The sequence below is a fragment of the Corynebacterium sp. 13CS0277 genome (genome assembly GCF_002994655.1).
Classification (GTDB): domain Bacteria; phylum Actinomycetota; class Actinomycetes; order Mycobacteriales; family Mycobacteriaceae; genus Corynebacterium.
In genome coordinates, this window is sequence record NZ_PPDL01000012.1 from 1 (window position 1) to 13,475 (window position 13,475).

8 protein-coding genes are annotated in these 13,475 nt (G+C 67.1%); 4 read left to right on the forward strand and 4 right to left on the reverse strand.

What is annotated here, in order from left to right; translation table 11 throughout:
* Positions 1 to 325: 325 nt before the first annotated feature.
* On the reverse strand, positions 326 to 1,387 hold the full coding sequence (locus C1Y63_RS06390; RefSeq protein ID WP_106015643.1) for a Cj0069 family protein: 1,062 nt from the start codon (positions 1,385 to 1,387) through the stop codon (positions 326 to 328).
* A gap of 869 nt (positions 1,388 to 2,256) precedes the next feature.
* Here C1Y63_RS06390 and C1Y63_RS06395 point away from each other — a divergent pair.
* The 3 genes from C1Y63_RS06395 to C1Y63_RS06405 all read left to right on the forward strand — a co-directional run bounded on the left by C1Y63_RS06395 (position 2,257) and on the right by C1Y63_RS06405 (position 6,543).
* A complete protein-coding gene (locus C1Y63_RS06395; RefSeq protein ID WP_106015644.1) occupies positions 2,257 to 3,141 on the forward strand; it encodes a sulfurtransferase in 885 nt (294 codons plus the stop codon).
* Between the two features lie 689 nt (positions 3,142 to 3,830).
* Positions 3,831 to 5,612, forward strand: a complete 1,782-nt coding sequence (locus tag C1Y63_RS06400) for an acetyl/propionyl/methylcrotonyl-CoA carboxylase subunit alpha (protein ID WP_106015645.1) — start codon at positions 3,831 to 3,833, stop codon at positions 5,610 to 5,612.
* A gap of 280 nt (positions 5,613 to 5,892) precedes the next feature.
* Positions 5,893 to 6,543 (forward strand): DUF1707 domain-containing protein, encoded by a 651-nt coding sequence (locus tag C1Y63_RS06405; RefSeq protein WP_158256102.1) that lies wholly within the window; start codon positions 5,893 to 5,895, stop codon positions 6,541 to 6,543.
* Between the two features lie 484 nt (positions 6,544 to 7,027).
* Here C1Y63_RS06405 and C1Y63_RS06410 read toward each other — a convergent pair whose 3' ends face one another.
* Both C1Y63_RS06410 and C1Y63_RS06415 read right to left on the reverse strand, forming a co-directional pair.
* Positions 7,028 to 9,067 carry a PTS glucose transporter subunit IIABC gene (locus tag C1Y63_RS06410; protein WP_106015647.1) on the reverse strand — a complete coding sequence of 680 codons (2,040 nt, stop codon included), beginning with the start codon at positions 9,065 to 9,067 and terminating at the stop codon, positions 7,028 to 7,030.
* A 399-nt stretch (positions 9,068 to 9,466) separates the two neighbouring features.
* Positions 9,467 to 11,140 (reverse strand): alpha,alpha-phosphotrehalase, encoded by a 1,674-nt coding sequence (locus C1Y63_RS06415; RefSeq protein WP_233195612.1) that lies wholly within the window; start codon positions 11,138 to 11,140, stop codon positions 9,467 to 9,469.
* 992 nt (positions 11,141 to 12,132) lie between these two features.
* On the opposite strand from C1Y63_RS06415, the gene C1Y63_RS06420 reads away from it, so the two are divergent.
* On the forward strand, positions 12,133 to 12,585 hold the full coding sequence (locus tag C1Y63_RS06420) for a hypothetical protein (RefSeq protein WP_106015649.1): 453 nt from the start codon (positions 12,133 to 12,135) through the stop codon (positions 12,583 to 12,585).
* Between the two features lie 142 nt (positions 12,586 to 12,727).
* Here C1Y63_RS06420 and C1Y63_RS12685 read toward each other — a convergent pair whose 3' ends face one another.
* Positions 12,728 to 13,294, reverse strand: a complete 567-nt coding sequence (locus C1Y63_RS12685; RefSeq protein ID WP_158256103.1) for a hypothetical protein — start codon at positions 13,292 to 13,294, stop codon at positions 12,728 to 12,730.
* Positions 13,295 to 13,475 lie beyond the last annotated feature (181 nt).

A 13,475-nucleotide genomic window follows, 5' to 3' on the forward strand; every position in this document is an offset into this window, starting at 1 on the left:
CGGGCTGTGGCGTTACGTGTCGACAAGCTCGCGGTGCATTTTGAGTCCACGGTGATCATCGCAGGCATCCGCCAGGCACTGAAGCGACTTTCCTAACACGGCCTAGCGGCGACCCCGAATCCGGCGGGGGTAGCCGGGGGTACTCGCCCCGCACGAGCAGGGGTTTTTCGTAGCCTGCGTGCCCCCTGCGGGCGCATGACAACACCCCGCCACGCCCTCGCCACTGTGAGTGGCTGGGCGTGACGGGGTGCATGCAGTTCTCCTGCGCAGAGGTCTCCCTGCGCGTCACGCGGCACTGAGAGGGCGCGCGTGGGAGTGGAGGTGCTTAGGCGTGCTTCTTCTCGACGCGGGAGATGGCCTCGTCGGCGACCATTTCCTGGATGCCCATGTTGAGCTCAGAGGTGAAGCCCACGCAGGAGCAGTTGATCTCGCCGAGGACGTAGGTATCGCCGCCGTCCTTGGCGTCGTCGAGCATGAAGTCGGCGGTCCAGATCAGCGGGATGTTGTCGCCGCCGAGCTTCTCGGCGATGACGGGGCGGGCTGCGGCGAACATGTCGACGAGCTCCTGCCAGTCTTCCGGCTTGTCGTAGGTGTAGGTCGCGCCGGAGAACAGGGTGGCGGAGAAGTTGTCGCCGCCGGCGGCCGGCTTCTTGTGGACGACGAACACCGGGTGGGGGCCGACGAGCAGAATGCGGATCTCGCCTTCGACGATGCGGGGCATGAAGCGCATGTCGACGAGCATGCCGTTGTCGCCGACGATGTACTGGTCGCAGAAGTCCATGAACTCGCCGAGTTCGCGGATCTCGGTGTGGTTGTCGACGGCCTCGGTGCAGCGCAGCTTGGTGTCGAGCGGCAGGGCGGTGCCCGGCTCGACGGAGGCGGCCAGGTCCTTGTCTTCCAGCTGGACGCGCCAGATGCCGGAGCCGGTGGAGCCGCGGTTCTGCTTGAGGACGCGCTCGCCGTAGGACAGGGAGGTCGGGAAGGTCTTGTGGAAGGACTCGACGTCGTAGTAGGCGTAGGTGTCGGAGGGCACCAGGTCGGTGTCGGCGAGCTTGACCAGGGCGTCCTTCGCGCCGTAGGCCATCATCTCCTCCGGGGTGGACATGCCGACGAGGCCGGCGTCCTTCGACAGGCGGGTCAGCAGGTCGAAGTAGCCCTTTTCGCCGCCGGGGATGTTGCCCGGGTTGACGCGGGAGATGTAGGCGTCGAAGTTGTGGGACACGTACTCGAAGAGCTGCTCGGCCCACTCGGGACGGTAGTAGACGACCTCAGCATCCCAGCCCTTGGCGCGGATGGCCTCGACGATCGGCATGGTGTCCTTGCGGTGGCCGTTGAACTGCTTGTCGTTGCCGCCTTCGACCTCGAAAACGACGATTGCCTTGTGCACGAAAAGTTCTCCTTGATTCTCAGCCAGGGGCGCGGATCGCGTGGGGTGTCTCCCCCGCCGAACCGTGCGCGGGGGCGGGTACCGCCGCGACGCGGCTGGGCTCGCCAGCCCCGTCCCACGCACGCGAGAGAGGGATGTCACACCACCTGGCTGGGTTGGTGAAAATATGTCCCCGACTGTCACAGTGTCCGAGCGCCGAGTGTGGGGTTCGGGGTGACTTCGGGCTGGTTGCCGGGGGTAAATGGGGCAACCAATGTCCAGGTTAGCGCCCCGAGTGTGAAGTTACTGCCTTCCAGACATCAGACGTGCTGAATGACACAAAAGGGCAGCGCACGTGACCTGGATTGCTTCCGCGCGAATACACTGGGGAAGCATCGGACACCTGCGCGGCACGCGCACGCCACCGGCACGGCGGACCCCAACGTCCCAGCGCACCCGCACCCCGGCCCCACACACCCGCGCCCGCGCGGAGTGGCGCCCGGACGCCCGGCCGCGGGATGCCGCAGTCACGGCGCGGTTCGCTGCAGGTGTTCTACCTGGGCGTGTCACAGCGCGGCATGCAGGGTGCCGCATCGCATCGTCTGGGGCCGATATGACATAGTGGTTCCTTCGCGCAGTGTGGGCGACGCCGGACACACTGCGCGCCCTCCATCCGGCGCCGCCACTCGTGGCGAGGTCTCTCCTTCACTCTTCTTCGCCGCTCTCCTCTTCGCCCGACCTTGATGTCGCCGCGCGCCCTTCCGCGCCCGACACACCGATAGTTCCCATTTCCCCTCCCCCGGCGGTCGCCTTGGCACCAAGGCCCGCCACGACACACCACATTCCGCCCGCCGTGACGTGCGGGCGCACAGATGGAAAGGACGCTTCCCATGCCGATCCCCGCTGATCCTTTTGCCCCCTTCGCCGACTACGCGCACCCGGAGCGCCTCGTCAGCGCCTCCTGGCTGTCCGCCCGGCTGGGCACCCCGGGACTGAAAGTCGTTGAATCCGACGAGGATTCGCTGCTCTACGACATTGGACACATCCCCGGCTCGGTGCGCATCGACTGGCGCAACGACCTCAACGACCCGGTGGTGCGCGACTACATCAGCGCCGAGGACTTCGCGGAGCTCATGAGCGCCAAGGGCATCGGCCCGGACGACACCGTCGTCGTCTACGGCGACAAGTCCAACTGGTGGGCGGCGTTTACCCTGTGGGTGTTTGAACTCTTCGGCCACAAGGACGTCCGCCTGCTCAACGGCGGCCGCGACGTGTGGATGGCCGAGGAGCGCGAAACCTCCTTCGCGGTGCCGGAGTACCCGCGCACCAACTACCCCGTCCCGGAGCGCAACGAGGTGCCGCTGCGGGCACTGCACGCGGATGTGGTCGCCGGCCTGGGTTCCGTGCCGCTCATCGACGTGCGCACCCCGGAGGAGTACCAGGGCTTGGCGACCAACATGGAGAACTACCCCGAAGAGGGCTGCATCCGCGCCGGCCACATCCCCACCGCCGTCAACGTGCCGTGGAACCAGACGGTGCACGTCGGCGGCCAGTTCCGCTCCCGGGACGAGCTGGAGAAGCTCTACGCCGACTTCGACCCGGCAGCCGACACCATCGTCTACTGCCGCATCGGCGATCGCTCTGCCCACACGTGGTTCGTGCTCAAATACCTGCTGGGCTTTGAGAAGGTCCGCAACTACGACGGCTCCTGGGTCGAGTGGGGCAACATGATCCGCCAGCCGATCGCCGTCGGCGACGAGCCCGGCACCGTCTAAGCCCGCACGCGACCGCGCAGCGCGTATCGCCACACCCATCTCCCCTTCCCGCCCCGCCGCGCCCCCAGTGCCGCCGCGGGGCGGTGGTGTGTGCGGGTGGCGGGCGGCGCCACCGCCGACCTCATCCCATCCCACACCCCGCCACCCATGCCCGCACCTCGCCCGTGCCTCACCCGCGTCTCACCCGTGCGGTGGAGGGGACTGCGGGTGCGAGGGGGTGCGATCGGAGGAGTTTTTATGCACGGATGCCGACATGTGGCGGTAATTCGCTGAAAAAATTCCCACCCCCGCCACAATTTAAACGTCGGTCAAGAGTGCAGGACAGGGCACAATCCACCCCCAGATGAGGGTAGATAGGAGGGGTAAAGAGCCACAAAGCTCACAAATTCCCCCCACCCCTTCCGCGTTCGTGTGCAAGAATCAGTGTTGTCTGTTGCACCGCAGCGCCCTCGCTGTGAGCCGCAGCGCCCCCACCCTTCAACCCCGGGGGTGCCGCACGCCACGGCCGCAAGGCTGCGGGCAACTGCGCGGCCGCCGCGCGCACACTCACGCCGCCCACGTGCCCACGTGGGCCCTGCGCGCAGGCCGCACCCCTGGTGCCACCCCTTCCCCGGTGGCGGTGCCGCACAATGTCTTGTAGAACACAAACATTCACACGTAGAAACACTTCAACTCTCAGGAGGGGTCGAGTGACCGTCGAGACCAAGAAGATCACCAAGGTCCTTGTGGCCAACCGTGGCGAGATCGCTGTCCGCGTCATCCGCGCAGCCCGCGACGCAGGCATCGCTTCCGTCGCTGTGTACGCGGAGCCGGACGCGGATGCCCCGTTCGTCTCCATGGCGGATGAGGCCTTTGCTCTTGGCGGACAGAACTCCGCCGAGTCCTACCTCGTGTTCGACAAGATCCTGGATGCGGCGAAGAAGTCCGGCGCGGACGCCATCCACCCGGGCTACGGCTTCCTGTCCGAGAACGGCGACTTCGCCCAGGCTGTCATCGATGCCGGGCTGATTTGGATCGGCCCGTCCCCGCAGTCCATCCGCGACCTTGGCGACAAGGTCACCGCCCGCCACATTGCACTGCGCGCCAACGCGCCGATGGCCCCGGGCTCCAAGGAGCCGGTGAAGGACGCCGCTGAGGTGCGCGCCTTCGCTGAGGAGCACGGCCTGCCGATCGCCATTAAGGCCGCCTTCGGTGGCGGTGGCCGCGGCATGAAGGTCGCCTACGAGATGGACGAGGTGGAGGACCTCTACGAGTCCGCTACCCGTGAGGCTGTCGCCGCCTTCGGCCGCGGCGAGTGCTTCGTGGAGCGCTACCTCGACAAGGCCCGCCACGTCGAGTGCCAGGTCGTCGCCGACATGCACGGCAACGTGGTCGTTGCCGGTACCCGTGACTGCTCCCTGCAGCGCCGCTTCCAGAAGCTGGTGGAGGAGGCCCCGGCCCCGTTCCTCACCGACGAGCAGCGCACCCGCCTGCACGAGTCCGCGAAGGCCATCTGTAAGGAGGCTGGCTACTACGGTGCCGGCACCGTCGAGTACCTCGTCGGCTCCGACGGCCTGATCTCCTTCCTCGAGGTCAACACCCGACTCCAGGTGGAGCACCCCGTCACCGAGGTCACCACCGGTCTCGACCTGGTCCGCGAGCAGTTCCGCATCGCCGAGGGCCGCGAGCTGCACATCACCGAGGACCCGACCCCGCGCGGCCACGCCTTCGAGTTCCGCATCAACGGCGAGGACGCCGGCTCCAACTTCATGCCGGCACCGGGCAAGATCACCAAGTACATCGAGCCCGCCGGCCCGGGCGTGCGCATGGACTCCGGCATCGTCGAAGGCTCCGTCATCGGCGGCCAGTTCGACTCCATGCTCGCCAAGCTCATCGTCTTCGGCGAGACCCGTGACGAGGCCCTGCAGCGCGCCCGCCGCGCCCTGTCCGAGTACGTCATCGAGGGCATGCCGACCGTCCTGCCGTTCCACGCCCACATCGTGGAGAACCCCGCCTTCGTCGGTGACGGCACCAAGTTCGACGTCTACACCAAGTGGATCGAGGAAGAGTGGGATAACCCCATCCCGGCCTACGTCGATCCGGCCGACGCCGACGAGGACGAGGAAGCCACCCCGAAGCAGAAGGTCGTCGTCGAGGTCGACGGCCGCCGCGTCGAGGTTGCCCTCCCCGGCGACCTGGCTCTTGGTGGCGGTGCCGCTGGCGCTGCGAAGAAGAAGGCCAAGAAGCGCCGCGGTGGCGCCGGCAAGAAGGCCGTCTCCGGTGACGCTGTCGCCGCCCCGATGCAGGGCACCGTCATCAAGGTCAACGTCGAGGAAGGCCAGGAAGTCAACGAGGGTGACACCGTCGTCGTCCTCGAGGCCATGAAGATGGAGAACCCCGTCAAGGCCCACAAGTCCGGTGTCGTCACCGGCCTGGCCGCTGCCGCCGGCGAAGGCGTCAACAAGGGCCACGTCCTCATGGAGCTCAAGTAAGCCCCACGGGCCTTCAAGGCCCCCTCTCTTCTTCCACCCCGCGCGCCCCGCGCCCGCAGCACCGCTGCCGGGCCGGGGCGCGCCCCTTTTTTTTGTCTGCCCTCCCCCACCGCCGCGCGCGTACCCGGCGAGTGCGGAAGCCCGGCCGCCGCGGGCGCGCGGCCGTGGGCGCATCCGGTGGTTGCGTCACGGACACCGTCGACTGGGGCTTTCGCTTCAGGGGAAAAATGGGGGTTCACCCCGATGACCACCGCGCTCATGGCGACGTATGCTTAACAGCATGGACGCCTACGATGCTCACGAACTGCGGGTCTGCGACGCCGACCGCGCTATCGCGCTCGACACGCTCACCGCACTCACCGGCCGTGGTTTTCTCACCATCGCCGAATTCGAGGAACGCTCCTCCCGTGCCGCCGCAGCCACCACCCGCGCCGACCTCGACGAACTCTTCCGGGACATTCCCCCAGGTGCCCTCCAGCACCCCGCACAGACCCCGGCGGCAGTCGCCGGTGGCGTCCAGCCCGCCAGCTACAACCAGGCCACCATGGCGCCCGGCAACCAACGGGTCAGCGGCGCCGCCATCCGCGGCGGGCTCACACTGCTGGCCCTGGTGATTATCTCGAACCTGCCGTTTACGCCCGATGGGCTGCAGGCCGTGATGATCGTCGGGGTGCTGCTCGCACTGTGGGTGTTCAAGGTGGGCCCCGCCCGCTGGTACGCGCCCTCCCAGAAGCAGCTCATGGAGCGCCAACACCACCTGCAGCTGCAGATGCGCACGGAGCAAACCCGCGTGGAACGCGAACTCGCCGCCGAGCAAAACCGCCTCCTGCAGGAGCAGGCGCGGCTGAGCCAGCAGCAGTTCACCACCGAGGTGACCGACGCGATGACCCAGATGCTGCGCCAGGCACGGCAGCGCTTCGGCCAGAAGTAGCAGCCACAGCAGCACAACAACTCCCCCACCACCCGCCGACACCCCCGCCATGGCGCTCGTGTCGGCGGGTGGTCGCATGTGAAGGGTGAGTGACGGGGCCGCCCCTGCGGCGGCGTGCGCGGGTCCTGGGCACGCCCCCTGCCCCGTCTGCGCCGCCGCCCCACGGCACGCGCCTCAGTGTGGGTGACTGGCCGCAGTGCGTGCCGCTGCCCGCCGTGCGGGGCCTGCTTCGTGCCCCACCGTGCGCTGTGGGCGCCTCAGCCACGGTCCCCCGCGCCTGGTGGTGCCGCCCCAGGGGCTGGAATCGCGCGCACCGCTCGTGGAGAGACGCCAACGCCCGCGGCAGCTGTGCGCTGGCGCGGGCGTGTGCGTGCCGCCGGGGGTTGGCTTCCCCGCGTCTCACCCTACGGTGGTGGGGTGTGGTGGGGATTCCCGGCGGCGAGTCTTCAAAGGGAAAAGCTCTGCCGTGGAAAAGGGGCGGGCTTTACTTGTGAACCGGCTCGCGGTTACCGAGGCGGACCTTCTTGACTTCGCGTTCCCCTTCAATGTCGGAGTCCTTGAAGCCGAAGAAGTAGGTGCACAGGAAGGACACCACCAGGGTTGCCGCGGAGGCGATGAGGAAGCCCCAGAAGCTGAAGTCCAGGCCCTCAGGGTTGACGAAGGAGCTGAAGCCGATGAGGGAGCCGGTGAAGCCCCACATGTTCACGTTGAACAGGCCGGTGAGGAAACCACCGACGGCGCCACCGAGGGAGGCGGTGATGAACACGCGGCCGTACTTCAGGTTGATGCCGTACATGGCGGGCTCGGTGATGCCACACATGGCGGCGATCGCTGCGGAGCCGGAGAGCTCCTTGATCTTCAGCTGGCGGGTCTTGACGAACACGGCCAGGGCGCCGCCACCCTGGGCGACCATCGTCGCGGAGATGATGGCGTTGAGGTAGGAGTGGCCGGAGGCCGCAATGTCCTGGGCGACGACGGGGATGACGGCCCAGTGCAGGCCGAAGATCACCAGGCACTGGTAGAAGCCACCGATGAGCAGGCCGGAGATGGCCGGCGACAGGTCGTACAGGCCCTGGATGCCGGCGGAGATCAGGCCGGAGATGACGGACACGATCGGGCCGAACACGAGGATGATGGCCAGGGAGAGGACCACGACCTCCACGAGGGGGAGGAAGATGGTGCGGACCATGTTCGGGATGATCTTCTTCAGCGTCGGTTCAATGACGGCACCCAGCCAGGCGGCAACGATGATCGGGAAGATCGAGTAGGTGTAGTTGTGCATGTGGAAGGGCAGGCCGAAGAAGTTCGAGTTGATGTACAGCCCGAAGATTTCGGCGCCTTCCTCCACCTTGCCCATCTCCACGAGGGCCGGGTAGGTGAGCACACCACCGACGATGGCGATGATGATCGGGTCGGAGCCCAGGCGTTTCGCCGCGGTGAAGCCGACGAAGATCGGCAGGAAGTAGAACACCGCGTCACTCATCGCGTTGATGAGGGTGTAGGTATCCGTGCCGGTGTCCACCAGGTTGAAGGTGGTCAGCAGCGAAAGAATACCCTTGATGATGCCGGATGCGGCCAGCAGGCCGATGACCGGGATCATGGAGCCGGTGATCACACCGATGAGCGAAGAGAAGCCGAGCTTCGCCCAGCCGACAAGGCTGGTGGGGCGCTCCGCCTTCGGGGCGGCCGCCGCAGCATCGGCGTCGCCGGTGCCGGCCTGCTTGGTGATCGCATCGTAGACGTCTTCCACGTCGGGGCCGATGACGACCTGGTACTGGCCGCCGGCCTTGACGACATCGACGACGCCGTCGAGGTTCTTGACGAAGTCGTCGTTCGCGCGGGACTCGTCCTGCAGGTAGAAACGCACGCGGGTGATGCAGTGGGTGACGTTGCGGATGTTGTCCTTGCCACCGATGCCTTCGAGAATGTCGTAGGCGAGCGCATCAAAACCGCTGAGGTCGGCGGGGCGCGCAGACGCTGCGGCCGGCGCCGGTGCCGCGGCAGCGGCAGCGGCGGGGGCGGTGGCCTCGGCGGGGGCGGCGACCTTCGGGGTGGCTTCCGCCACGACCTGGCCGATGGTGGCGTCGCCGAAGTGCACCTCGAGGGTGTCGAGCTTCTTCTTGGAGTTCGGCATGACGACCACCGTGGTGGTGGACTTGCCGCCCGCGGTCACCTTGTCGACATCCATGGTGGCGATGACATCGCCGGCGGCGACACGGTCGCCCTTGGCGACGGTGACGCTAAACGGCGCGCCCTCAAGCTCCACGGTATCCAGGCCCAGGTGGACGAGGAACTGCAGGCCGGATTCGGTTTTGATGCCGACGGCGTGCTTGGTTTTCGCCACCATCATGACGGTGCCGGAGACAGGGGCAACAACAGTGCCGCCGGGGGTGTTGGTGATACCGAAGCCGTCGCCGGCGGCGCCAGAGGCGAACACCTGGTCTTCAACATCAGCCAAGGGCACGATGACGCCCGGGATGGGCGAGTGCACCTGGATCGGTGCCGGGGCCGAAGGAGTGGTCATGGCCTTGTTTTACTTCCCTTGTATTTTCACAATGTGCTGGTGGACAACATCCCGTCCCACACGCCCGCAGGAACCCCCGCCCGCACACGCGCCCCGTGAGCGGCGCGAAGCGGCCGCTGTGGGGGTTGAAGGTGCAGGATTTCGATGGGGCTCGCACGGGACGCACAGAGATCTGTGGTGGTGCGGGGTGAAGAAGTGGTGAAGAAGAGTCGCTATGGAGTTGCACTCCACGAGCGGGCATGCTGCTCGTGGCGGGTCTTGAAAAAGAGCAAAGAAGAAAACGAAAACAACGAAGAAGAGACACCAGCCGACACCACGCCGGGGTGGTGCGCGTGGCCGGTGGTCGTCCCCCGCCGGGGAGATGCCACGGCTGGCCCTCCCCGGCGACGGCGGGGCGTCCTAGCCCTCGAGGAGGTAGGCGACCGCCTGGTAGGGGCTCAAGGTCACCTCGGCTGCGGCGGGCACCGGGGCGGCGTTGTTGATGAGCTCGGCTGCGCCAAGGAACTCCTCCGGCAGGGGGATCGTCTGCGGGGTGGCGGTGAAGTTGCAGGCCACCAGCATGCGGGTGCCCTCGTACTCGCGGATGAAGGCGTAGACGGCCTCGTGGTCGGCGAGATAGGCGACGTAGGAGCCGTGGGCGATGACCGGGGTGGTGTGGCGCAGCTCGTGGAGGCGGCGGTAGAAGCTCAGCACCGGCATCGGCTCGCCTGCGGTGTGGGCGTCCGCCTCCGCCAGGGCGGCTTCCACGTTGACGGTCGCCTGGTTGGTGGGCCGCAGCCACGGGGTGCCGGTGGTGAAGCCGGCGGTGGCGCTGGCATCCCACTGCATCGGGGTGCGGGCGTTGTCGCGGGCCTTGGAGTGCACGATGGCAAACGCCTCGTCTGCCGCGTGGCCGGCCTCCACGAGGGCGGCGTAGGCGTTCTTCGCTTCGACGTCGACGTAGTCGTCGATGCTGGTGTACTCCGGGTCGGACATGCCGATCTCTTCACCCATGTAGGTAAAGGGGGTACCGCGGTTGAGGTGCACGGCGGCGGCCAGGAGGGTGGCGGATTCGCGGCGGTAGTTCTCCACGTCGCCGAAGCGGTCGAGGGCGCGCGGCTGGTCGTGGTTGTTGAAGAACCAGGCGTTCCAGCCGTCGCCTTCCTGCATGCCCTCGCCCCAGGTGTGGAGCATCGCGATGAGCTTCGCGGGTTCGAACTCGCCGTTGCTCCACTTCTCCCCGTCGACGTAGTCGACCTTGAGGTGGTGGAAGTTGAAGGACATGTCGAGCTCGCGGTTGTTCGGGTTGGTGTACCCGATGCAGCGCTCAATGGAGGTCGAGCTCATCTCGCCGACGGTGACGTGGCGCTCGTCCTGGCCGAAGCTGCGGGCTGCGAGTTCCTGCAGCCACTGGTCGACCAGGGGGCCGTCGGTGTACATGGTGCGGTCGTCGACGCCCTCCGGCGCGGAGACGAGCACCTTGTCCTTGCCGATGACGTTGATGACGTCGAAGCGGAAGCCGTAGACGCCCTTGTCGCGCCAGAAGTTGATGACCTTCGCGGCTTCCTCCCGCACGGCGGGGTTGTGCCAGTTGAGGTCGGCCTGGGTGACGTCGTAGAGGTGGAGGTAGTACTTGCCGGTGTCGCCGAAGGGGGCCCAGGCGGAGCCGCCGAACTTGGACACCCAGTTCGTGGTGTCTTCCTTGTCGCGGATGATGAAGTAGTCCTGGTACTTCTCGTCACCGGCCAGCGCCTTCTGGAACCACTCGTGTTCGGTGGAGACGTGGTTGAGCACCATGTCGAGCATGACGCCGATGTTGTGTTCTTTGAGGCCCGCGATGAGTTCCTCGAAGTCCTCCATGGTGCCCATGGCCGGGTCGATGGCGCAGTAGTCGGCGACGTCATAGCCGTTGTCGTTGCCCGGGGAGGGGAAGAAGGGGTTGAACCAGATCATGTCGATCCCCAGGGTCGACAGGTAAGGGATCTTGGCGATGATGCCGCGCAGGTCGCCGACGCCGTCGCCGTTGCTGTCATAGAAGGACTTAGGATAGATCTGGTAGATAACCTTGTCAGCAAAGCTGCGCTGGGGGGTCAACGTTTCCTCCGGGGAGACAACTAGAAAAATTCGTGGCGCGCACTGTGCCACGCGGGCGGAAGAAGAGAGCCACGGGCGGTGGGGCGCGGGGTGGGCACTGCGGGGGTGCCTGTCGATTTTTTGCCCCATCATCCTCGTGTGGTTCCGATAGTAACCCACCACAACAACGCCGAAAAACGCTTGCATGTCACGTCAACACGAAACTGTGCCCTGCGACACAGTTTTTCCGGATGGGCGGCCCGCTTCCACACCACACTCGCCATCCCACTGAAGCGGGCTTGCGTTTGTCCGAACGCGCACGTCTGGACAAACACAATCAAAAAAGAAACACTGCCTCTCCCCCATCCCCCTCCCCCGCCACTGACCCCCGCGCACAAAGGGCCCAACGGCCACACACGACACCCCGCCACGAGCCCGCCACACCACCCACCTAGCGCCGCCACCGGCCACGCCACCTCGCGGCATCCGCACACCCCCAGCGCGGCGCAGCCCACGACCCTCGACAGCGTCGGGCCGCGGCAGCCACACACACGCCACGCCAACAGCGACCGCACGCGCACACTCCCCCGGAAAGGGAGAACCACCAGCGGTTCAGTGTGCTCAACCCCCAAGAGCGGGGCATCGTTCACACCCCGCCGGAGGTGTCAGGCCGTGGGCGCTTCACGCCGCAGAGCACCCCTCAGACAAGCCCGCCACAGGCCCCGCGCAGAGCCCCACGCAGGGCGCGCTGAGGGGCGCGGCAGCGCGCCGGCCGCCGATGATGCCGGGCCGCGGACGATGGGAACTCACCCAGCACTCCACCTGAACGTGGTTACATCCACCCCGGCGCATGACACCTGCGACCACCGCACCACTGCCGGACGCCGCTACTGCGGCGGGGTGGGGGCCGGTCGGGCAGGGGCAAAAATTGCCACAGCGAGATACGCCACATTCACCACGGGAAGGCCTTGAACCAGGTCCAAGCCCGCCTGTTTGGCCATAAGATTGTCCGCATGGAACCGATGGAGATCAACGGCGGCCGCTTCTACGTCCGGCCGCTCCACGACGACGACCGCATCGACGATCGACCCGCCCTCGCCGAGGCGCTCAACACCACCGAGGACGCCGTCGCCACCTTCGTGGCCACCGCGCGGGACGACTGGCACGCCAACCGCCGACTCACGTGGGCGGTGGCAGAACAAACCAATGTCGACATGCTGGCACTGGCCGAACTCGTCCTCCCCCCGGACTTCGTCGCGCCTGAGGAGCGCACGGCGAACACTCCCCCGCCGACTACCCCCGCCACGGTGCGCACCATCAGCGTCGGCGACCCCGCACGCGTCCTGCCGAACGATCCTGTCCTCACCAGGAAGACGGTGGGCGACGCCACCGAGGAGGGCCTCGGCACCGTCCGCCGCTGGGCAGAGGGTTATCTCGGCGTCCGCGTCGTCGACGCCGAGGCCTAAACGCTCAGGGCGCGGGATCTGCGGCACGATGCCCTGCCGCACCGGCCCACCACCAAAGACACACAAAAACACGCAGGCCTTCCGCCGCCGGGGTCACCCCGGGGAGGAAGGCCTGCGTGTGTCTGTTAGGCGCGTTGCGCTTTTAGCGGCCGAGGGCCTTGTTCAGCTGGTCGAGCAGCCAGGTGATGAACTGCTGCCAGTTGAACTCCGCACCGCGGATCGCGTCAGCGATCGGCTGCGGCAGCGGCGGCAGGGCGTTGAGGACGGAGTTGGCCGGGACGCCAGCGGCAGGAGCACCAGCGGGGGCCGGCGCCGGGGCGGCTGCGGGGGCGCCAGCAGCTGCGGGCGCGGGGGCCGCAGCCGGAGCGGGTGCCGCTGCCGGGGCGGGTGCGGGAGCGCCACCGAGGTTGATGCCGCAGGACGCGGCCTTCGCGGTACCGGCGGCGACGGCGGCGTTGACGAACTGCTGCTGGGAGGCGGTGAGCTGGCCACCGGCCTGGCCCTGGGCGTAGGCTTGGGCAGCGCCGGCGAGCTGGGCCTGGTTGCTCACGCCCTGGCTGGCGAGACCGAGTCGCACCTCCGTGCAGGAGGCGGAGTTGATCTTGTTGATGTAGCCCTGCTGCTTCGGCGTCAGAGCGCTAGCCTGCGGGGCAACGGCCACAGCGGTGGCGAGCGCCAGGGTGGCGGCGACAGTCTTCGTGAAACGCATGAGTACCTCGAGTACCTGATGTTGGGGAAGGGAAGCACCCGGCATGCACCGGGCAATAGGCAAGCCAGCTTAACACAGGCACCGAAACAGATGTGACGGATGTGACTAACGCGGCACAGTACGACCGCCGCCCGACCACCACACACAACGCCCGCAGGCACCGGTCGTGCTGACTCGGTGC

Bases quoted from the DNA above. Each gene is read 5' to 3' on its own strand.
- C1Y63_RS06395 (WP_106015644.1), top strand. From the start codon at position 2,257: ATGCCGATCCCCGCTGATCCTTTTGCCCCCTTCGCCGACTACGCGCAC.
- C1Y63_RS06410 (WP_106015647.1), bottom strand. From the start codon at position 9,067: ATGACCACTCCTTCGGCCCCGGCACCGATCCAGGTGCACTCGCCCATC.
- C1Y63_RS06420 (WP_106015649.1), top strand. From the start codon at position 12,133: ATGGAACCGATGGAGATCAACGGCGGCCGCTTCTACGTCCGGCCGCTC.
- C1Y63_RS12685 (WP_158256103.1), bottom strand. From the start codon at position 13,294: ATGCGTTTCACGAAGACTGTCGCCGCCACCCTGGCGCTCGCCACCGCT.
- C1Y63_RS06405 (WP_158256102.1), top strand. From the start codon at position 5,893: ATGGACGCCTACGATGCTCACGAACTGCGGGTCTGCGACGCCGACCGC.